The organism is Coriobacteriaceae bacterium (genome assembly GCA_025993015.1).
In the GTDB taxonomy this organism is placed as follows: Bacteria; Actinomycetota; Coriobacteriia; order Coriobacteriales; family Coriobacteriaceae; genus Collinsella.
In genome coordinates this window covers 2,096,011-2,116,283 of sequence record DAJPFV010000001.1, presented here as the reverse complement: position 1 = coordinate 2,116,283, position 20,273 = coordinate 2,096,011, and the positions used below count along the sequence as shown (strand labels likewise).

Genomic DNA, 20,273 nt, shown 5'->3' with positions numbered 1-20,273 from the left:
CAAACCCCTCCAGCGGTTACGCGGCGCCCGAACGATGCCGCCATATGGATTGTACGATACCCACCGTCAGCAGCTGAATCATCATCGAAGACGAACCGAAGCTAATAAACGGGAGCGGAATACCGGTAATCGGCATCATACCGATGCACATGCCGATGTTTTCGAAAGTCTGGAACGCCCACATGCCAACGATGCCCACACACGAAAGACGCAAAAACAGCGACTCGCACTTAAAGGCGACGCGAATCGTCGAAAAGATCAGCAGCACGTAGAGGCACAGGAGCAAAAAGGAACCACAAAAGCCAAAGGTCTCGGACAGAAAGGCGAAGACGAAGTCGGTGTGGAACTCAGGCAGAAAGCCGCCGGCCGACTGCGTCGCATGGCCCAAACCCTTACCAAAGAAGCCGCCCGAGCCAACGGCGATAAGCGACTGCTGAAGGTTGTAGGCATCGTCCGAATCGGCATTATCGGGGTCGATAAAGACCGTCAGACGGTTCATCTGATACTGCTTGATGAGCACATCGTGGCCGAGCAACGAATCAAAGACCGAATCGAGCGCCAGGACGAGGGCCACCAGGCCCACGAGCAGGGCAAGAGTCGACAGCACCCATTCGCGGCGTGCACCGCTCATACAGATGACGATGGCGCCCGAAACAAGCACGACCAGGCCCGATCCCAGGTCGCCCATGGCAACGACGGCCAAAAACGGAATGGACAGCATGCCGCAGAGCTTGACGTAGTCGCGAACGGTATCGATGCGACCGTTATACTGCGAGCCAAGCGTAGCAATAAAGAAGATGGTGATGAGCTTGGCAAGCTCAACCGGCTGGAATGTCAAGCCGATACCGGGAATCTTGATCCAGCCCGTCATGCCCAGACCGCCCGTATAGGACAGACCCGGAATCTTGGGCGAGAGGATCACGATCAGGTCGATGACGAGCAACGCCGTCGAGAAATTGGAAATACCGCGCAGGTCGGTACGCCAGACCAACACCGCCAGCACCGCTCCGATGCCGATTCCCAGCAGATGGCGTGAGAACGAGGCATCGGCCTTAAACTGCGAAGCCGACCAGATGATGATGGCACCGTAGGCGACGAGCGCCACAGTGGCCACGAGCACACCGATATGCACCTTTTGGCGAAACGTGCCGCGCGAGGCCGAAAGTTGCTTGTTGACGCGGTCCAGGCTGCTGCGAGAGCCGGTCTTGGTTGAACGGAACAGATCCGCCGGAGAAAAATCCATCGCAACCTCCTATCGAACCGAAGAATCGCCCGAGGCCGAAGAGGTATCGGGCTCGTCATAAATCACGCCGAGCACATCGCGCACGACATGCATCGCGGTATCTGAGCCACCGCCGCCCTGCTCCAGGACAGTAGCGATGACATACTTGGGATCATCGGCCGGTGCATAGGCGCAGAACCACGCGTATTCGTCCTCGCCGCTTTTCTCGCCCGTGCCCGACTTGCCGTATACCTGCGGCGTCAGGGTGCCAAAGTGAGCCGCCAGGGACGTCGATGCCGTGTAAATCACGTCGTGCATGCCGTTGCGAACAAGAGCCAAATCCGAATCGCTGTTGATCTTGGCCTCCAGGCGCTTCTTCTTGCCCTTGCCGTTGTACTTATAGGCATCGCCGTCGCCATCGCGCGACACGGCAGACAAAAACACGTGAGGCACGTACTGTTTGCCGCCGTTGGCAAGACCCATATAGGCGCACGCCATCTGCAGGGGCGTCACCAGGATGTCGCCCTGGCCGATGGCAATGTTGGTCATATCGCCGGCATTCCACTTGCGGTCCTCGGCAGAGGCGTCGGTGAAGTACGACTCTTTCCACTCGGCATCGGGAATACGGCCCGCGCCCTCACTCGGCAGATCGATGCCGCAGGTCTTGCCTAGGCCCCAGCGACGAAAGACCTCCTGCAGCCCCTCGGAATGTTGCTCGTCATAAAAGAACGCCTTGCCCATGTCGTAGAAGACGGGGTCGCACGAGTTGGCGATACCCGACTGCAGCGTCATGGTGCCGTGGCCAGACGTCAACCAGCAGCGCTTGCCCCAAGCCTTGCCCAGGCCAGTCCAATAGCCCGTGCAGTTGGTTGTCTGCGTTGAAGTGTAGGTTCCAAACTCAAGACCGGCCAGTGCCGAGAGCGGCTTGATGGTCGAGGCCGACATGTACTGTCCGCTAATGGCGCGGTTGAGCAGCGGGTGCGAACCCTTGTCATCATTGAGCTCGGTCCACACGTCATTTGAGACGCCGCCGATAAAGACGGAAGGATCGAACTTGGGCTCGCTCGCCATGCCCAGGATCTCGCCATTGTTGGGATCGAGACACACCACAGCGCCGTTGCCGGCATTGCTGTAGCCAGTGGTCTTGGCAAGCTCGATGGCGCTCGCCAGCGCCGACTCACAGGCCTGTTGGATCTTAAGGTCGAGCGTGAGCTTAATGTCGGAGCCGGCCTTGGCGGGCACGGCGCCGGCCTGACCGGTCACATTGCCCGAGGCATCGACCTTGACGGTCTGCTCGCCACGAATACCCTGCAGCAGATTTTCGTAGTAGCTCTCAACACCCGCCTGGCCCACGATATCGCCCGACTGGTACGTAATCCGGCCAGCAGAAGCATCATCATCGCCAGAGGTTTTCTTATTCTGGGCCTCGAGCTGCTCGGAGGTAATGGTGCCGGTATAGCCCAAGATATGGCATGCCGTCTCGCCATATGGATACTGGCGCTCGGTACGCTCGGCAATCTTGACGCCCGGGAACTCGCCGGCGTGCTCCTGAATATAGGCAACCGTGGAGCGACGGACGTCCGTCGCGATGGTATGCAGGCTCTGGGCGCCCTCGGAATTGTCCTGGATATTGCGCAGAACCGCCACGTAGGGCATACCGAGCACGTTGGCAAGATGGCGAACCAGAACCTCATCCTCGGCAAGGTCGCGGTAGGCCACGACAGCAAGTGAGGGACGGTTCTGGACAAGTGCCACGCCGTTGCGGTCGAGGATGCGGCCGCGCACAGCGGGTGTGGTAACGGTGCGCGTCTGATTGCTATTAGCCTGCTTTTCGTAATAGTCCGACGAGACCATCTGCATGCCCCACAGCTTGACGGCAAGCGCCGCGAACATCGCGCCCACACCCGTGGTGAGGATGGAGAAGCGGCCCTTAAAGGCGGTCGCCGCGGTATTGCCCTCGCCCTCGGTGGCGCGCGGGGCCGTTCCATGCTGCGTATCGTAGGTAAAACGGGAATCGCCGCGACGCATGATGACCAGCGCGACCACGATGGCCACTACCAGCACGATACCGGCGATAATAACCGTCATCTGGGAAGACATCTACAGGCCTCCCCTATTTGAGCTTACGGGTCTTGGGCTTAAAGCGCATGCCCGTCTGGCGTCCGCCACGTGCGGAGAATCCATAACCGGACTGCGGCACGACGCCGGACATCAAAAACGGAATGGCAACCAGACCCGTCAGGATCGAAGACGGCAGCGCATGGCCGAAGATCGCCACGACAAAGCTCGTCTCCAAACCCATAAACAGCAAGATGATGCTGTAGATCACATTAATGACGAACGCGAAGGCGCCCACAGTGATGCCGCGCGCACTCGGGGTACCGCCCGTCTGACCGGCAGCGCTATGCACCAGGGCAAAAGAACCCACGGTCAGCAGGAGCGACATAACGCCCACCGGCACGGCAGCGGAAAGGTCATAGAACAAGCCGCTGCAAAAACCGCACACGACGGCACGGGTCGGGTCGCCCGAGAACACGCTTAGGCACACCAGGATAATCATAAAGTTGACGCGACCGCCCGCAATGGAGATCTGCGGTGCCAGGCCTGCCTGCAGCAGCACGCACACGATGGCAGCGATTACAAACGTGCGGGAGCTCATCCCCTGCTCGTGTAGATCCATGGACATGCCCCCTATTCGCTCGAGCCGGAATCGGTCGTCTCGGACGTGTCGGAACCGTCATCCGAGCTCTCGTCCTTCGTCTTGGTCGCAGCATCGCGCGACGTTCCCTGCGGCGTGCTGTTGGCCGTGTTCACGTCCTCATCCGACGCCGACTGTTCGTCGGTCAGCGAGGTGATGACCAGCACTTCCTCGTTGTTCTCGGCCGTCGTCTGGGCGCGTACCACAATGGTGTAGTACACGTCGTTTGCCGATTTCTCAACCGACGAGACGGTGCCGAGCGGAAGACCCTTGGGGAACACACCGCCAATGCCCGAGGTCACGATGATGTCGCCAACCTTAACGTCGGAATCGACGCTCACGTACTCAAGACGCAGCGTGCCGTCAGCCTGACCCTGCAGCATGCCCTGGGCGCGCGTATCCTGCACCATGGCGGACACGCCCGAGTTCTCGTCGCCAATCAGGCGCACGGTCGATGTCTTGGCCGAAACTTCGATGATCTGGCCGATAACACCGGCAGAACTCGTCACAGGCATGTTGATGGTAAGCCCGTCGGCAGAACCCTTATCGATCGTGACGGTCGAGGTCCAGGCATCGCCCGAAGCGCCGACGATACGAGCTGCGGTCGATTTAAGGTTGTAGGTCGACTGCAGGCCGACCAGCCCCTCCAGACGCTCAGCGGTCTTTTGAGCCTCGGAGAGCTCGGCAACCTTAGAGGTCAACTCCTCGTTTTGCTTCTTGAGCTCGTCAAGCGTGTCCTGCGACGCCGTAAGGTTAGAGAACACGTTGCCGATCGCATTGAAGGGAGCCGCCACAGCCGAGCCCACAAAGCGCACCGGAGAGGTAATCGTCGTTACGCCCGAACGCACGGCATGAATCGGCCCTGCCTCGCCCTCGCGGATGTAAAACGTGAGCAGCAACACCGAAATCAGGCTGAAAACAATCAACGGGCGCATACCCGTTGATTGTCGCTTGGTATTCAGATTTGTGGAGAAACCCGAAGATCGTGCCAAATGGAATCCACCTTTTGGAAATTAAGCATTGGTCTGGACGAAGCCGCCATCAAACGCATTGGCCTCGAGCACGCGGGCACAGCCGTTAACAACGTTATCGAGCGCCGTGGGGCTGACGTTGACCGAAACGCCGGTCTCATCGCGCAGGCGAACGTCGAGACCGCGCAGCAGCGCACCGCCACCGGTCAGCAAAATGCCGTAGTACATAAGGTCCGAGGCAAGATCGGGAGGCGTAGCGTCGAGTGCGTCCTTGACGGCCTTGGCCATCTCGTCGAGCGGCTTGTTGAGTGCGCGACGAATCTCCTCGCTTTCGATGCGCACGGTTTTGGGCAGACCGGTGATCACATCACGGCCGTTGACCTCGACGTCGAGCTCGTCCTTGAGCGGCACAGCGGAACCGACCTTGATCTTGATGTCCTCTGCCGTACGCTCGCCGATGGCCAGGTTGTAGGCATCACGAACGTGCGTGAGGATGGCCTGATCGAACTCGTCGCCGGCAATACGGATGGACTGCGAGACGACGATGCCGCCCATAGCGATAACGGCAACCTCGGTGGTACCGCCACCGATGTCGATGACCATGGAGCCGGTGGGTTCCTCGACGGGCAGGTCGGCGCCGATAGCGGCGGCCATGGGCTCCTCGATCAGGTAGGCCTGGCGAGCGCCGGCCTGGATCGTGGCCTCAAAGACAGCGCGCTTCTCGACCGACGTGACACCGGAGGGAACGCAGACGACAACGCGCGGACGCGGGGTCCACGGATAGCGCTTCTCGGAAGCCTTGTCGATAAAGTAGCGGAGCATGGCCTCGGTAACATCGAAGTCGGCGATGACGCCGTCCTTCAGGGGACGAACGGCCACGATGTTGCCGGGCGTACGGCCGAGCATGCGCTTTGCCTCGATACCGACCGCCAGGATGCGCTCGTCGTTCTTGTCGATGGCGACAACAGAGGGCTCGCGAATAACGATGCCCTTGCCGCGCACGGAGACAAGCGTATTTGCGGTGCCGAGGTCGATGGCAAGATCGCCCGCATAGCTACCGAAGAACATATCCATCAAAGAAAACAACGCAACTCCTGATGTGTTGGATGATTGCTGGAAAACTACTAGCTCATCATACTAGCGCAAGCCCGGCACCTCACTTGCGGTGAAGCACCGGGCAAAGCTAAATCCCATAAGGTCACTGCTGGTTGTCAGCAGCCGAGAAATCCATATCGAGCGAGGAAACGGCCCAGCCGATATGGTTGTCGGAGCGCACGAATTTGACGGTGTACTCCTGCTCGCCGCCCTTGGACAGCGATGCCTTCACCTTAGCGGTCGTCTCGGTCATGGACTGATCCATGCCCTCGACGGACACGGTGGCACCCTGCGGAATCGAGGAGATGATCATCGACTTGGCGTCCTCGGGCAGGCTCGAGGCCAGGCAAGACTCGGCCTTTGCGGTGTCACCGTCGCCGGCAGCCTGGAACAGATCAGTAACGACAGACTCCTGGGACGGGAAGCCAAAGCCGCGCGTGTAGGCAAAGCCCAGACCGCCCGCGGCGATCAAAATGAGCAGAAGCAGCACGATGAAGACTTTGAGACCCGTGTGGCGATGGCGACGACGGACCTTGGCCTGCTTACGATCCTGACGGTCCTGCTGGACCATCTCGGACTCGGACAGCGTAAAGAAGCCGGTGTCCGAGGGATCGGGCATAAACTGACCGGTCGCGCCCGTAGGATCGAGCGGATCGACGGCAGGAGCGTCCATCGCGGGCGCCGGAGCCGCGGCCATAGCCGTCTGGGCAGACAGCGCGGCAAGCGAATCGTGCACGCGGGCAAGCTCATCGGCCTGCTCGGAGGTGAGCTGGTAGATGCCATCGGCAGTAGCGGCGTTAAAGGCGTCGAGTGCGTCGGAGGGGCGGCCGGCGGCAGAAAGCGCCTGACCCATGCCGGCGTTGAGCGCACGCGTGTCGTCGCGGGGGCCGGCAAAGTCGATAGCCGTGCGGTAGGTCTCCACGGCATCCGCCGGACGGCCGAGCTTAATGAAGCAACGACCAAGCTCGCCCAGTGCGGCGGCAGGAGCCGGATTGGCGCCGTCGATGGCAGCCTGACGGAAGGCAGTACCCGCGTTGGCATAATCGCCCGACTGGAACAGCGCATTGCCCAGGCCCAGATAGGCCTTGAACGGCGTGGCATAGGAAGCATCCTGCGTAGCACCAGAGAACGCCTGGGCGGCCGTCGTGTAGTCGCCCACGGCGGCGAGCGCCTTGCCGCGGTTGGTGAGCAGCGCGCCGCGCTTGCCGTAGGTGCCGTCGTTGAGGGCGGCAGCATAAGCCTCGGCGGCCTCGGCATACATGCCCAGGTGCATCAAGGCGTTGCCACGAAGGTGATCGGCCTCGCCCATAATCTCATCGGGAGTCTTTGCCGCCCCAAGCATCTGGGCTGCAGCGGAAAAATCACCCGCGCGGTAAGCGGCGCGGCCCTGTTGGATCAGCTGGCTATTCAAGGAAGTCCCCTTTACTCGTGAACGATCTCGACATGGACGATCTCGTCGCCGGCACGCAGCTGCGAAATCACATCGAGACCCTCGACCGTGGTACCAAAGACGGTGTAACCGGAATCGAGGTTATGCTGGGCGCCCAGGCAGAAGTAGAACTGCGAACCCGCGGAATCGGGGTCCATGGAGCGTGCCATGGCAAGGGCACCATCGACATGGCTGTTGCGCGGATTGGTGGCAAACTCGCCCTTGATGCAGTAGCCGGGGCCACCGGTACCGGGCATGCCGTCGGGGCCCTCAAGACCAGCGGCGACGTCGGCGCCGGACATATCGCGGGTATTGGGGTCGCCGCCCTGGATGACAAAACCGGGCACATAGCGATGGAACTTAAGGCCATCATAGAAGCCCATCGTGGAAAGCTCGCAGAAGTTCGCGACATGAATGGGAGCGCCCTCGCCGTCAAACTTGACCTTGATGGTACCCTTCGACGTCTCGATAACGGCGCACTCGTCGCCGGCAAGCTGATACTCGGGCGTGTAGAGCTCTTTCTTAAAACCAAACATGTGGTTCCTTCCTCGTGCGTTTAAAGCATATTTGTACGAATTGTAGCAATAAGCATGCGCTTACATCAATTGCGCACGTAGGTTATGCCGACTATGGCGAACTAATTTTGGGAACGCTGCTGCGGCTTCCAGGAGCCCACATTGGCGTCGTACTGGTTCAGCGCGCTGTTGCCGCCCTGTGCGATGGGCGCCAGGATCTCGCTTTGGTGGGAACTCATCGACTCGCCATCGGGAATGGCCAGCGAGATATCCCAGCTCTGGCAGATCACGTCGACACGCTCGTACATCCACTCGGCAAGCTGCTTTAAGTGGGCGATGTCGTCCGCATAGACCGTATCGTCCTGATACTTAAGGTTGTTAAGCTCATCTTGCGTCTTTTTGATCTGGTCGCGCAGGGCGTAGGCACTCTGCGACAGCTCCTGGCGGGTGGACAGCGGCGTTCGGAGATAGCCGTTGTTAAAGGAATCGATGACCTCGCCGATCTGGTCCTCATCACCGTAGGACACGATGGTCTGATACAGACCGTCGAGTCTGGTATAGAGCTGATCATCGGTGAGCACGGTTTCTTCCTGGACCACCTCGGCAGAATCGTCCTGCTTGGTATCGTCCTCAGTCGCCTCGCCCTTTTGGCGCGTGGGGAAGGTCGTCTGCGCAGCCTGGCCAAACTGGTCGTAGAAGGCAGGCATGACACCCATGGGATCGGCCGTCACGAACCAATAGGCACCGCCGCAAACGACGGCAAGGACCGCGATGACGATGAGCGGCTTGGGGATATGACGCTTGTGCTTGTGATAGGCGTCCTCGTCGGGATGCACCTTGCGCTTGGGTTTTTGAGCATCGTCATGCAGGGAAACGGGCGTGGGAATATCGACCTTGGGGATACCGAAATCCTTATCGAAAGCCGGCAGCACGCAGGTCTCGTTAGGATCGGCGGCGTCCGAAAGAACCGCGGCAGCCGAGGCGGGCGCATGAGGCACCTCGGTATCGATCTGCTCTTGCGTTAGGCGCGGAAAGCCCGCCGTGCGGCCCGCTGCCAGGTCGGATGCGGCCGCGTCCTCGGAGAGGATACCCGGAGCAGGGCGTCCGCATTTTGGGCACGTGCGATCATGCGGAGAAAGACGGGCACCGCAGCCCTCACAGAACACGAACTCGGTGTGCTCGGGACCATCGCCCGGACCCACATAGGCGTTGCAGTAGGGGCAGAACGAGGCGCCGTCCTCGATAGTCTTAAGGCAATGCGGGCAGATCACGGCATCCTCTTTTCGAAGCAATTCAAACAATCGAGGTTAGAGCATAACATCGCCACGGCCCCACAGGAACAAGGCACCAATTCAACATCGCCAGGGCGCGTAGCTACTTCTTCTTTTTGCTTGGCATCGAGACTTTGATGCCTTGGGCGGACTTGGTCACACGAGAGCGCTTAGCTCCGGTACTCTTCTTTTTCTTGGGCTGGGCCTGGGCCACGCCCTCGAGTGCGCGGGCCTCGGCCTCGCGAGCGGTGCGATCTTCGCGGCGCTGCGCCATGTCGGCGGCGACGCGCTTGGCAAAACGTTCGGCCGTCGAGCCCGTCGAGCTCACCTTGCCGCCACCGCGACCCAGGCGGACGCGCACACCGCGGCCAAAACCAGTTGCGGCATGACGACGACGCGGCTTGAGCGAATCCATCATCGTGGCGAGCTTAAAGAACACCGAGCAGGTAAAGACCACGATAACAGCCAAGATAACCATCTGGCCCATCGACAGGTTGGCAATAGACAGCAGCTCCGGGAATCCGATAACGCCCACCAGGATGCCGGCGACTACAAACACAAAGAGCACCACACGTAAGGGCGTGAGAGGCTGCGAGATGCGCCAGATTAGGCTGACGCTCGCCGCGCACGACGTAAGCAGGCACATCGTAGACAGCGCGAGCTGGCTAAAGCCAAACACGCGCGCCACAAAGATATCGAGCGCCGCAGCCAAAATGACCGCAATCGACGCCGGCAGTGCACGCTTGAGTACGTTGCTCAAAAACGCACCCTTCACACGAGCATTGTTGGGCTCCAGGCCCAACACAAAGCCCGGCGCGCCGATGCAGAAGAAGTTAATGAGCGTCATCTGGATGGGCTCGAAGGGGTACGGCGGCAGCGCGATACACAGCGCCGCCAGGCCCATCGAGAACAGCGTCTTGGTCAGGAACAGTGAGGCCGAACGCTGCAGGTTGTTGATGGAGCGACGGCCCTCGGCCACCACGGCGGGCATCGAGGCAAAGTCGTTGTCGACGAGTACGATCTCGGCCACGTTACGCGCGGCATCGGAGCCGGCCGCCATGGCCACGGAGCAGTCGGCCTCCTTGAGCGCCAGCACGTCGTTGACGCCGTCGCCCGTCATGGCCACGGTGTGCTCGCGGCGCTTGAGCGCCTGCACGAGCTCGCGCTTCTGCTGCGGGGTCACACGACCAAAGACATGGTAGCGGTCCACTGCGGCATCAAGCTTGGCCGGTGTATCGAGCGTCGTGGCGTCCACATAAGCGTCCGCCCCCGGCACGCCCACCACGCGCGCGATCGACGACACCGTACGCGGGTCGTCGCCACTGATCACGTTGAGGGTCACGCCCTGCTCGTTAAAGTAGCCGATGGTCTCGGCCGCCGAGGTACGAATCTCGTCGCGGATGGTCACAAAGCCCACGGGCTCGGCCTCGCCCACCATATCCCCATCGGGCGTAAAGCCGTCCACGCGCGCCACCACGAGCACGCGGCAGGTATCGGCAAGCTCGGCGACACGGTTCTCGACCTGCGAAAACACACGATCAGAGAGCACAAACTGCGCGGCACCCATCACATAGGAGCCCTGCGCAAAAGAAGCGCCACTCCATTTTTTAGACGACGAGAACGGAATGACCGACAGCGGCTCAGACACCTCGACCGGGCGATCGGCGTAATAGTTGAGCAGCGCCTGGCAGGTCTCGTTGGCATCGGCCGAAGTCGCACGCGCGACGTTAACCAGCGCAAAATCGAGCACTGTGGTATCGACGGGAACAGCCGCCTCCTCCGAGTCCACGCCAAAGCCAACACCCTCAACAGGCAGCGGGTAGGTGCCCTCGACCTCCATACGACCCGACGTGATGGTGCCCGTCTTGTCCAGGCACAGCACGTCGACGCGCGCGAGCGTCTCGATGCAGTAGAGCTGCTGCGCCAGCACCTTGCGGCGGGCCAGGCGCACCGTGGCGATGGCGAGCACCGACGAGGTCAGCAGCACCAGGCCCTGCGGGATCATGCCCAGCAGGGCGCCCACCGTGGACAGCAGCGCCGACGAAGGCACATGACCAGCCAACAGCTCGGAGAAGCACCACGAAAGCGCGCTATCGCCCGGGGTTCCCGCGGCATCCCACAGCCCACTTACACTCGAGGCGAACAGAGCCAGGCCAAGCGGAATCATGATGATGCTCGCAAAGCGCACGATGGCGTTAAGCGCGTTCATGATCTCGGAATTGACCTTTTTGACGTACTTGGCCTCGTTATTAATTTTGGCCACGTAGTTGTCGGCGCCGACATGGATCACGCGGGCGCGCAGCAGGCCCGAGTCGATAAAGCTGCCGCTCATGAGCTCGGAACCGGGCTGTTTCTTAATAAGGTCGCTCTCGCCCGTCAGCAGGCTCTCGTTCACGAGCGCCTCGCCCGAAACCACCACGGCGTCAGCGGGAATCTGGTCGCCGCGCCCCAGGCGGATGATGTCGTCGAGCACGATCTGGTCCAGGTCGAGCTCCACCTCGGCGCCATCGCGCACCGCGATGGCCTTCTTGGAGGTCAGCAGCGTGAGCTTATCGACCATCTTCTTGGAACGCATGGACTGAATGACGCCAATAGCGGTGTTCAAGAACACCACGAACAGGAACGTCAGATTCTTAAACGAACCGGTCAAAATGACCAGGAAAGCCAAGATCACGTTGATCAAATTGAACAGCGTGCAGAGGTTCTCGATGATGAGCTCTTTGACCGACTTGGTCTTGAGTTCCATGTTGCGGTTGATTTTACCGGCGGCGATACGCTCCTCGACCTCGGCGGTTGAGAGTCCGCGCTCGATATCCGTTGCTGCCATACCACGTCCCATCACGTCGCGTCGGTATAAGAAAACCGCCCGGACCATGCGAGGTTCGGACGGTCTTACGTTCGATGGTGCCCCGTCTGCCTAGATTCTAGAACCGAGATCTGCGCCGTTGGGACCGTCGTGCTGCTCAGGATACCACGGGCGGCGTAGCGTCATCTTTTCTCGAGAAAAAAGCCCGCCCGGTATAAACCCGAGCGGGCCGCGGCTAGCGCCGGTTGATGCTCACGATGCAGAGCCCGATTGTCGCCACGGTGCCGCCGAAGAGCGCGCCGAGCACGAATGCCAACGCGATCATGCTAGTACGGGTTGCCGTCGGTGACACAGACCTGGAGCCGGTCGAGCGGCTCGCCGTAGAAACCGGCGTAGTCGTCGCCGCCGTACGTGGAGCCGTCGTCGCACACGGTATCGAGCCATCCGGGGCGCACGGTGGTCTGTGAGCGATACCACGCCTGCTTGTACTCCTCGCCGCCCGGGGTCACGTAGTACATGCGCACGCCGTCGATGGTGTGGCCGGCGATTCCGGCGCAGCCGTTGACGGTATCGTTGCGGTCGCCCTTGGAAACGTAATCGAGCCAGCCGTCCTCGATTGTGTGAACCTGATACTTGAGCGTACCGCGATCAACTCGGGCGCAAAGGAGGTCGTGCTGTCGGCACGGGTATCCCGCGAAGCCGTTGTCCCCGGCGCCGAAGTCGGTCACCTCGTCCAGCCAGCCGCCGCCCTTGAGGTGGAGGGAGTAGTGGACGGGGATGCGCTTGCCAGATGCCTTTGTGAAGCCGCCAGATGCCGCCTGAGCGGGCTTTGCCGCGGCAGGCTTAGCGGCGGCGGAGGGGGCTGGCGCCTTGCCGCCCTTCATCGCGTCGTACCACGCCTGGGCGCGCTGCATGTAATGGTCGCGCTGGGAGCCCGCAAGCTCGCCGGGGCAAGCCGTGGCGCTCCAGTAGCGGTGCGGGAACACGTTCTTGCACCACTCGGGGCGACCAAGGCCGTAGTACAGGCACAGGGCCGCCACGAGGTGCGCGCCGCTCTCGATGGCCTTCTCGTGGACCGTCCACGGGTTGCTGCCGCTGTTCGCGTGCTCGATGGAGATGGTCGTGTCGTTGCCGCGTCCGGTGCCGATTCCGTCGCCGCAGGCGTAGGCGCGGTCGGTGTCGTTGACGTGCTGCACGATGTAGCCGTTGCGGTCGACCGAGTAGTGCGCCGAGCAGCCGTTGGCGCCCCAGATGCCGTTGCACTGGCCGGCGTTGAGGTCGCCGGCCATGTGGTGGATGGTCACGCCCTTGATGCCGAACGGGCGGCCTGCGGAGAAGTTGCGCCCCAGAAGCTTGTACTCGTCCGGTTGGACGTTTGCGAAGTCTGCCATTAGTCCTCCTTGATGTCGCCGAGCGCCAGCAGGGCGTCCAGCCATTTGTCCGTGATGCCGACCGATTTGAAGGCCGCATAGGCCACCTGCACGCCGCCTACCGCGGCGAAGATGGACGTAACCCATGCCGAGGGTTCGGTCGGTACGCCGCCCGACATGGCCGTGAGGGCGCCGCATCCTGCCGAGACGGCGATGGCCGTCCAGCGGGCGACATTGCCCGTCATCGCCTTCGTCTTGATGGCCTGCACGATGTACGGCACGACCAGCACCGTGCATACCGTGAGGCCCGCCTGGATCTCTGTCATTCGATTGCTCCTATCTGTCGGATTCCTTGCTGTAGATCAGGTCGACGCGGTCGCAGATGTGGTCGACCTTCTCCGCCATTCCCTGGCTTCTCGCCTAGCTGTGGACCAAATCCGCGTGGAGGACGTCATTTGACGCGACGACCGACTCCATGAGCGTTTTCATTCCTTCGATCAGGGTGTTGCTGCGCTCCATCTGGGCGGCGATGCGCCCCTCCATCTGGGACCGCTCGCGGTCGCGCTGCGCCCTCTCGTCGACTTCGGCCTGCTTGCGCTCCTCGCGCTTCAGGTCGAGCTCGCCTTTCCGCTGGTTTTGGCGTTTGTACTCCTCGAGAAACTGTCTCCCGAAGTAGAACGCAACGAGCGTCAGGAGCACGCCTCCAAGCCAAGCCGGTCCGTAAGGCGCAAAAAGTTTGAGCACTTCCATCCTGAGCGCCCTCCTTCCGCCTATTCGGCCGTGTACTCCTCGCCGGTGATCTCCTTGTACTCGTCGGCGGTGATCCACTTGCACTCGACGGCCTTGTGTACTCGCGCCTTGCTCCAAAGAGGTCGGTCGTAGTACTTCTTGACGAGCGCGAAGTGCTTGGAGTGCCCCTCGGTCTTCTTCGTCGGCATTACTGGTCACCTCCGACCGTCATGAGCAGGTAGTCGATGTTTGCCGTGTTCTGCTCGGTCTGCGTCGGCTGCGACGCCCGCTCGCGCATCTGGTCGAGCGGCGCCGACACGTCGAGCGTCTCGCCGCTGTCGTAGGCGGCGAGCGCCGCGGTGTAGGCGAGCTTTCGTGCCTTCCGTTCAGCGTACTCGTCATCGTCGATAACGCCCGCGTCGTGCGCCGCGTCGGGGTCGCCGATCTGCGACAGCAGATCGCGCAGAGCGTTGACCTCGGCCATGGTGCCATCTTGAAGCTCGTTGGGGCGCGACGTGTCTTCCTCAGTGTCCATGCGGACTCCTCTCTTGTCGGGGAATGTGCCGCCATCGTATTAGCGCCGTGAGATTGCCGAGCTGCTTTGATGGGCGCAAAGGAAGAAGGCGCGCCGCAGCACGCCTTCGATGCTTCTGTTATTTCGCAGCCGCTTCGCTTAGGCCGCTGCTTTGAGTTGCCGGTTCTCCGCTATTGCGAGGGCTTGCTTCCGCTTGAATCGTCCCTCTGGTTGGCCTGCATTGAGCACCCCCCCCCTGCGCGAGATCTCCGAACAGGCTGCGGTACAGCGCGTCCATGGCCCGCACGCTGCGGTGCGCGTCCAGCCGTTTCATGCCGCCGCGCCAGCTCTGGTAGCTCTGCTCCACCTGCTCGGGGGTCATGACGCCATCGGCGACCATGCGGGCCATCTTCTTGAGCTTGCGGCGCTCCCGCGTTATGGAGTCTCGGCACGGCTTCACGACTATGCAGCCCGTCTCCGTGTAGAAGATGCGCTTCTTCAGCCACGTGAAGCCGCGCGACAGCTTCACCATGCGGGTCTTGCGCGGGTTCAGCTCTATGCCCAGCTCGGCGCACTTGCGCCCTATCAGCAGCAGGCACACCTGCAGGTACTCCTTGCTCTCGTGTATGAGGTAGAAGTCGTCCATGTACCGCCCGTACGCCTCGGGGCGCAGCATCTCGGTCACGTAGTGGTCGATGCGGTTGGGGTGTGCCACCGCGCATATCTGGTTCGGCTCGCTGCCCAGCCCCAGGCCCACATCGCCCTGCGCGTCTATCAGGCGGTGCTCCAAGGCGACCACGCGCGGATCTAGCAGCGCGGAGGCCACCTGGTCTTTGACGGGTTGGTGCGCTATGCGCGCGAAGTAGTCGGAGAAGTCGCCCAGGAGGATGTAGCCCTCGCGGCCGTGCCGCCTCCAGTGGTCGGCCAGGTGGCGCTTGAGCAGCTTCAGGGCGTAGTCGGTGCCGCGCCCCTTTATGTTCGCGGAGTTCGCGGCTATGAGGGTGGGCACGATCGCGGGCACGAGCGCGTTCTGCGACAGCGACTTCTGCACCACGCGCTCGGGGAAGTGCACGGCGCTGATATGCCTCAGCTTGCCGCGCTCCCATAGGTCGAACCGTATGAAGCCCCGGCATATGTCGCGGCCCTCCAAAAGGTCGCGGCGGGACAGGACGGCGTTGCGCAGGTAGCTTCTCATGTACCTCTGCGTGGACGACTTCCACATGACGCCCCGCGCGGCCTGCTTTGAAGCCTTGCACAGGCTGTTAAGGTCGGCCACGGTCTCAAGCGTGCACGCCTTGACGCGCTCGGCCTTTGCCTTGGCCCGCTTCTCCTCGCGGCGCTTGCGGCGTGCGGCCCTTCTTTGCTCTGAGTTCATAGAGAGCACCCCGCACGGCTTGCAATGTGGCTCTGACAGCCGCTTGAGGTATGGCCATGAAACGCGGCGAAGCCACGGAGCGCCGCGCCATGCAAGCAGCGTCCGGCCACCCTCGCGGGGTGCGTATTTACGGGCGCATGCCCGATGGTCGCGCCTTCCTTCCTCTCCGCGCTCTGCTTTCGACCCTGGGGCCTACTCGGTCTGGCAGTAAGGGAATCCGGGGCGGGGGCGAACCCAGACGTTCGTCGCCGAATTGTAGTTGGCATTGCCGTTGTTGTTGACGCAGCACACGTTGGACGAGGAGCCACCCATGACGGAACGCAACCACCAATTGTACCGATAAACAAGGCGCGACCGCTGCCCATTATAGCGAACGCAGGCGCTCTAGCTCGGCCTCGGCCTCGGCTATGCGCTCCTCGGTGGACTTCTTGCCCGTCACGCGCACGTTCTTGCGTGCGCCCTTCAGCAGCTTGATCTCCTCCTCGACCATTCCCGCCAGCTCCTCGAAGCGGTTGGCGTTCACGGGCAGGCCGATATCCATGAGGCACTGCATGTCCAGCATCAGCTGCTCGCAGTCAGCTATGGCCAGCGTCAGGTAGCGTTTCCTCTCCAGCGCGTTGAACGAGGTGTTGGGGTAGAAGCAGTCGGCGCGGTTGACGTTGTACACGATGCTGCGCGCCGTCTCCACGGTCGGCACCGCGTTCAGCAGCCTGTAGGCCTTGGGCACTACTGAGGAGGACGCCATCAGCTTGTTGACCTCCACGCGGATGGCGATGGCCTGTGTGAAGAACTTGTACTCGGACACCTCGCGGTTGCGCTGGTAGACGCCGCTCACGTGCACCTCCTGGGGAAACTGGCGGAAAAAACGGCCCGCTTCGCGGGCAGGAGGCGACCGCGCAAGGCGGTCGCCTAAAAGCAGAGTATAGAGCACTCGGCTGGCTAGCCGACGAGGAAGCCGGGGCGGGGGCGAACCCAGACGTTCGTCGCCGAATCGTAGCTGGCATTGCCGTTGTTGTTGACGCAGCACACGTTGGACGAGGAGCCACCCATGACGGAACGCAACCACCAATTGTACCGACTTCCGTTGATTCGGTGCGCGGTGTCGCGGAACAGGTCCCACTGGCAGTCGAAGCCCACGCTGTAGCCCTTCGTCCCCCACACGGGGCAGCCGTACACCTCCATCTCGGACAGCGAGAACACCTTGCCGATATCCTGCCAGCTCCACGAGTTGGAGTCGTTGAGCGCGCCGCTGGCGCTGTAACGCTCCTCAAGCAGGACGCGCTGGGTCAGCAGGTACTTGGTCAGCCCCTCGGGCAGGCACGCCTCGAAGGCCGTCTCCCACGCCTTGAGGTTGCTGTTGGGGTAGGGGCATTTCTGGTCGGCGGTGCCCTGGTTCGTGTTGGTCGTGTTCCACATCAGGAAGCTGTCGTTGGCAACGCCGGTCACGGTCTTGGCCACGGCGATGGGCGCGGAGGCCACGAAGGCGATGTGGTGGCCTTTGCTGTTGTCGCCGCAGTAAAGGTACGGGTCGATGTGCGCCAGCAGGAAGCGCACGGACTGCTGGGCGGCGACGGCGGATGCGCTCACGAGGGGCACGTCCAGGTAGTCGCCCACGCGCAGGCCTGCGAAGTTCGCGGCGGCGATGCGCTTATGCAGCGCGTCGTACACGCTGCCGCTGCCGATCTCTCCCGCCAGGATGGTGGCGATGTTCTGCCCGCCGTACTTGCCGATTTGGCCCTGGCGGTTGTACTCGGCGTTGTTGAGCGCCGTCTGCGCGTTGCTGCGCGCGGTATCGTCGATGACGTTGAGCGGCTGGCCGCCTACGACCAGCGTCTTTGCATTTGCCATTTATCCTCCTTAGGAAAGGGTTACCGTGCTGCCCGATACCGAGCACGTGCTGCCGAACGTCACCGTGTCCCCGGATACCGACGCCTTGCCGGCAGGGCAGTAGACCGTGCCGTCCATGTAGATGAACTTGTCTGTCGCGTCGGCGAGCATCGTCGCGAGCTTGCCGTTCTGGCGGCGCAGCTCGGCGATGTCGGACTCGCCGGCGGCGCCCTGCGCCGCCGCGTTCGCGATCTGCAATGCCGCGCTTGCCGCCGCATCGGCCCTCGACGCCGCACCGCTAGCGGCGGATGCCGCATCGAACGCGGATTGACCGAGCCGAGATAGCTCAGTGCTCCACTTCCTATAGAGCTCGTCGAGCTCCTGGTCGTAGCTGACGGCAGGCCCTGTTGTCCCGTCCACATTTCCCAGGATGACGAGCGCGAAGTCCTCGGTCGTCTCGGAGGCCCCGTTGGCGCTGTAGAACTCGAAGTATGCCAGCCTGCACCTGCCGGTGCCGTTGACGGCCTCCGGCGCCAGCGTGGCGCTCACCGATACCGTGCCGACGGTGGCGGCACAGCGAGCCCACGTGCCGTCGGAATGGAGCACGCACAGGCGCGCTGACTGGTAGGTCGGCGTGTAGGCGGCGCCGTCCGTGGTGAGTGTCGCGGTCACCCGCTGGGTCTGGGTCTCGCCCCGACGCACGGTGACGCGCTGCGGGACGGTGCCCGGGCGCTTGCGCATGTCGAGTGATATGGCGTGGTTGATCATTCCGTGGCCTCCAGCGCCTTGAGGGCGGCGAGCGCGGACCTGAAGGCCTCGACCGGGTCGACGGCCTCAGTCCCCTCCCCCGTCTCGTCGGCCGTGGCTGGCTGCGGGTCGACGATGGCCGAGAGCGCATCGAAGCACGCCACGGTGGCAGCCGTGCGCTTGTCGACGTACCCGGCGGTCGCCAGCGGGATGCCGTTGACCGTGGGGTCTGGCTTGCGGACGTCCGCGGCCTTGACGACCTCGCGCGAGCCGTCGTCGTACTGGGCGACAAATATGAGTCCGGCGTCCTCGGCGCGCCGGAGCACGTCCGGGTCGTACTCCGTCAGGCACTGTTCGTTGTTTCCGATGATGTCGTGGACGGCGTAGCCCACGACGATTTTCTTGCTTGCTTCCATTCCTTCTTGTCCTTTCATCTCTTATCCGCTCCACCCGGACGGCATGGTCGACACGCCGATCAGCAGGCCGTTCTTGAACTCGAGCACCGACGATGTCTGGGACTGGTCGTTGAAATATTTCTTGCCGTTCTCCGTGTAAAGCGGATGGTATGCCGCTCCGACCTTGGTCGTCAGGCCCGACCACGTCGTGACGCTCGTGTCGGCGCTGCCGCTCACACTGAGCCTCGGGGTCGAGACTCGCACGACGCCCTGTCCCTGCAGCTGCAGTCCGTGGTAGATAATCGACGGATTGTCGATGTCATGTGACGTTGAGGAGCATTCGATGTATCCGTACTGCGTGCCGTCCTTGAACCCAGCCAGCTTCCCGCTCGAGTCGAGTTCCATGGCGTACCCGCTGCTGCGGTTTCCACCGGTGAAGCTTCCGGTCGCCGTGATGTTCTTCGCCGTCATGTAGTTGGTCGTCAGCACGCCTTCCTTGAGGTTCCACGAGTTGCGCCCCTTTGCGTCCGCGAGAGTCCCGGTTGCGATGTATGTCGCGTTGACGTAGACCCTGTTGTTGCTCATGTAGAGCCCCTGGTCGGCACCGTTGTTGGTCAGGCGGTCGAAGATGGCCTTCTGGTCCATCTGCTCGTCGTAGGCGCTCAGGATGCCGTCGGCGTAGTCCGACGCGTTCTTCTGCTCGATGGCGTGGCGCGCCCCGGTCGCGGCATCGGCGTAGTCCTTGACCGCGCTCGAGTAGGCTCCGAATGCGGCGTCGTACTCGTGCATGGCAGCCTTGAGCTCCTCGGCGGTCTTGCATATGAGCACCTTGTCGACCTTGTCGGCATAGGAGCCGTACGTGCCGCCCTCGTCGGTCGTGCCGAAGGCCTTGGTGTAGCGGGGGCCGAGGACGGACGAGAGGAACTGGGCGCTGAGGGCCTTGTTCGACTTCAGCGCGTTGTACTGGCTCGTGAGCTCCTCGCGCTCTTTGTCCACGTCCTGCTTGGCCTTCTTGACCGCCGCCCTCTCCGCCTCGGTCACCACACCGTCTTTGGCGAGGTCCTGCACCGTCGTGTCGAGGCCGTTGAGCGAGCCCGTCAGGTCGTGCGCGCTCTGATAGGCCTTGTTGTACGCGGCTTCCAGCACCGGCGCCGTGTGGGTGACGCTGCCGTCGCCGTAGGTGACGCGCTCCATCGACCAGACGAAGTATCCGTTCGACCATTGCGGGAGGTCCTCGGACCATCCCAGCTCTGGGTTCTGCGCATTAATTGGCGGCACGCTGTCCGACTGGTTCCTCGCGTAAAGCTTC

At 62.2% G+C, this 20,273-nt stretch carries 20 protein-coding genes; all 20 read right to left on the bottom strand.

Going from position 1 to position 20,273, the window contains the following annotated elements; translation table 11 throughout:
• Window positions 1-16 precede the first annotated feature (16 nt).
• Entirely contained in the window at window positions 17-1,243 is a 1,227-nt protein-coding gene (locus OIL77_09200; protein ID HJI45575.1) for a rod shape-determining protein RodA, read from the bottom strand.
• A gap of 9 nt (window positions 1,244-1,252) precedes the next feature.
• A complete protein-coding gene (gene mrdA / locus OIL77_09195) occupies window positions 1,253-3,322 on the bottom strand; it encodes a penicillin-binding protein 2 (GenBank protein ID HJI45574.1) in 2,070 nt (689 codons plus the stop codon).
• Between the two features lie 13 nt (window positions 3,323-3,335).
• A complete protein-coding gene (locus OIL77_09190; GenBank protein ID HJI45573.1) occupies window positions 3,336-3,902 on the bottom strand; it encodes a hypothetical protein in 567 nt (188 codons plus the stop codon).
• A gap of 11 nt (window positions 3,903-3,913) precedes the next feature.
• Entirely contained in the window at window positions 3,914-4,855 is a 942-nt protein-coding gene (mreC, locus tag OIL77_09185; protein HJI45572.1) for a rod shape-determining protein MreC, read from the bottom strand.
• 78 nt (window positions 4,856-4,933) lie between these two features.
• On the bottom strand, window positions 4,934-5,965 hold the full coding sequence (locus OIL77_09180) for a rod shape-determining protein (protein HJI45571.1): 1,032 nt from the start codon (window positions 5,963-5,965) through the stop codon (window positions 4,934-4,936).
• Window positions 5,966-6,089: 124 nt separating this feature from the next.
• The gene (locus OIL77_09175) at window positions 6,090-7,397 is read right to left on the bottom strand and encodes a tetratricopeptide repeat protein (GenBank protein HJI45570.1); all 1,308 of its coding nucleotides are present in this window, start codon (window positions 7,395-7,397) and stop codon (window positions 6,090-6,092) included.
• An 11-nt stretch (window positions 7,398-7,408) separates the two neighbouring features.
• Complete coding sequence (locus tag OIL77_09170; GenBank protein ID HJI45569.1) at window positions 7,409-7,951, bottom strand: peptidylprolyl isomerase; 543 nt, start codon at window positions 7,949-7,951, stop codon at window positions 7,409-7,411.
• Window positions 7,952-8,052: 101 nt separating this feature from the next.
• On the bottom strand, window positions 8,053-9,201 hold the full coding sequence (locus OIL77_09165; protein ID HJI45568.1) for a zinc ribbon domain-containing protein: 1,149 nt from the start codon (window positions 9,199-9,201) through the stop codon (window positions 8,053-8,055).
• Between the two features lie 103 nt (window positions 9,202-9,304).
• The gene (locus tag OIL77_09160; GenBank protein ID HJI45567.1) at window positions 9,305-12,028 is read right to left on the bottom strand and encodes an HAD-IC family P-type ATPase; all 2,724 of its coding nucleotides are present in this window, start codon (window positions 12,026-12,028) and stop codon (window positions 9,305-9,307) included.
• A gap of 305 nt (window positions 12,029-12,333) precedes the next feature.
• Window positions 12,334-13,398, bottom strand: a complete 1,065-nt coding sequence (locus OIL77_09155) for an N-acetylmuramoyl-L-alanine amidase (GenBank protein HJI45566.1) — start codon at window positions 13,396-13,398, stop codon at window positions 12,334-12,336.
• Window positions 13,398-13,703 (bottom strand): hypothetical protein, encoded by a 306-nt coding sequence (locus OIL77_09150; protein ID HJI45565.1) that lies wholly within the window; start codon window positions 13,701-13,703, stop codon window positions 13,398-13,400. The genes OIL77_09155 and OIL77_09150 overlap by 1 nt, the downstream gene beginning before the upstream one ends.
• A 94-nt stretch (window positions 13,704-13,797) precedes the next feature.
• On the bottom strand, window positions 13,798-14,127 hold the full coding sequence (locus OIL77_09145; protein ID HJI45564.1) for a hypothetical protein: 330 nt from the start codon (window positions 14,125-14,127) through the stop codon (window positions 13,798-13,800).
• Between the two features lie 20 nt (window positions 14,128-14,147).
• Window positions 14,148-14,315: an XkdX family protein gene (locus tag OIL77_09140; GenBank protein ID HJI45563.1), complete on the bottom strand. Its 168-nt coding sequence runs from the start codon at window positions 14,313-14,315 to the stop codon at window positions 14,148-14,150.
• Window positions 14,315-14,641 (bottom strand): hypothetical protein, encoded by a 327-nt coding sequence (locus OIL77_09135; GenBank protein ID HJI45562.1) that lies wholly within the window; start codon window positions 14,639-14,641, stop codon window positions 14,315-14,317. The genes OIL77_09140 and OIL77_09135 overlap by 1 nt, the downstream gene beginning before the upstream one ends.
• 118 nt (window positions 14,642-14,759) lie before the next feature.
• Window positions 14,760-15,995, bottom strand: a complete 1,236-nt coding sequence (locus OIL77_09130; protein ID HJI45561.1) for an RNA-directed DNA polymerase — start codon at window positions 15,993-15,995, stop codon at window positions 14,760-14,762.
• Between the two features lie 364 nt (window positions 15,996-16,359).
• Complete coding sequence (locus OIL77_09125; GenBank protein HJI45560.1) at window positions 16,360-16,830, bottom strand: hypothetical protein; 471 nt, start codon at window positions 16,828-16,830, stop codon at window positions 16,360-16,362.
• A gap of 104 nt (window positions 16,831-16,934) precedes the next feature.
• On the bottom strand, window positions 16,935-17,843 hold the full coding sequence (locus tag OIL77_09120; protein HJI45559.1) for a DUF6273 domain-containing protein: 909 nt from the start codon (window positions 17,841-17,843) through the stop codon (window positions 16,935-16,937).
• 9 nt (window positions 17,844-17,852) lie between these two features.
• Window positions 17,853-18,590, bottom strand: a complete 738-nt coding sequence (locus OIL77_09115; GenBank protein ID HJI45558.1) for a BppU family phage baseplate upper protein — start codon at window positions 18,588-18,590, stop codon at window positions 17,853-17,855.
• Window positions 18,587-19,003: a hypothetical protein gene (locus OIL77_09110; GenBank protein HJI45557.1), complete on the bottom strand. Its 417-nt coding sequence runs from the start codon at window positions 19,001-19,003 to the stop codon at window positions 18,587-18,589. Before OIL77_09110 ends, OIL77_09115 begins: the two co-directional genes overlap by 4 nt.
• A 3-nt stretch (window positions 19,004-19,006) precedes the next feature.
• Window positions 19,007-20,242: a hypothetical protein gene (locus OIL77_09105; protein HJI45556.1), complete on the bottom strand. Its 1,236-nt coding sequence runs from the start codon at window positions 20,240-20,242 to the stop codon at window positions 19,007-19,009.
• Window positions 20,243-20,273: the final 31 nt, after the last annotated feature.

Coding starts and splice junctions, on each gene's coding strand:
- OIL77_09200 (HJI45575.1), bottom strand. CDS start 1,243: ATGGATTTTTCTCCGGCGGATCTGTTCCGTTCAACCAAGACCGGCTCT.
- mrdA (HJI45574.1), bottom strand. CDS start 3,322: ATGTCTTCCCAGATGACGGTTATTATCGCCGGTATCGTGCTGGTAGTG.
- OIL77_09190 (HJI45573.1), bottom strand. CDS start 3,902: ATGGATCTACACGAGCAGGGGATGAGCTCCCGCACGTTTGTAATCGCT.
- mreC (HJI45572.1), bottom strand. CDS start 4,855: ATGCGCCCGTTGATTGTTTTCAGCCTGATTTCGGTGTTGCTGCTCACG.
- OIL77_09180 (HJI45571.1), bottom strand. CDS start 5,965: ATGGATATGTTCTTCGGTAGCTATGCGGGCGATCTTGCCATCGACCTC.
- OIL77_09170 (HJI45569.1), bottom strand. CDS start 7,951: ATGTTTGGTTTTAAGAAAGAGCTCTACACGCCCGAGTATCAGCTTGCC.
- OIL77_09160 (HJI45567.1), bottom strand. CDS start 12,028: ATGGCAGCAACGGATATCGAGCGCGGACTCTCAACCGCCGAGGTCGAG.
- OIL77_09155 (HJI45566.1), bottom strand. CDS start 13,398: ATGGCAGACTTCGCAAACGTCCAACCGGACGAGTACAAGCTTCTGGGG.
- OIL77_09150 (HJI45565.1), bottom strand. CDS start 13,703: ATGACAGAGATCCAGGCGGGCCTCACGGTATGCACGGTGCTGGTCGTG.
- OIL77_09145 (HJI45564.1), bottom strand. CDS start 14,127: ATGGAAGTGCTCAAACTTTTTGCGCCTTACGGACCGGCTTGGCTTGGA.
- OIL77_09140 (HJI45563.1), bottom strand. CDS start 14,315: ATGCCGACGAAGAAGACCGAGGGGCACTCCAAGCACTTCGCGCTCGTC.
- OIL77_09135 (HJI45562.1), bottom strand. CDS start 14,641: ATGGACACTGAGGAAGACACGTCGCGCCCCAACGAGCTTCAAGATGGC.
- OIL77_09130 (HJI45561.1), bottom strand. CDS start 15,995: ATGAACTCAGAGCAAAGAAGGGCCGCACGCCGCAAGCGCCGCGAGGAG.
- OIL77_09120 (HJI45559.1), bottom strand. CDS start 17,843: ATGGCAAATGCAAAGACGCTGGTCGTAGGCGGCCAGCCGCTCAACGTC.
- OIL77_09115 (HJI45558.1), bottom strand. CDS start 18,590: ATGATCAACCACGCCATATCACTCGACATGCGCAAGCGCCCGGGCACC.
- OIL77_09110 (HJI45557.1), bottom strand. CDS start 19,003: ATGAAAGGACAAGAAGGAATGGAAGCAAGCAAGAAAATCGTCGTGGGC.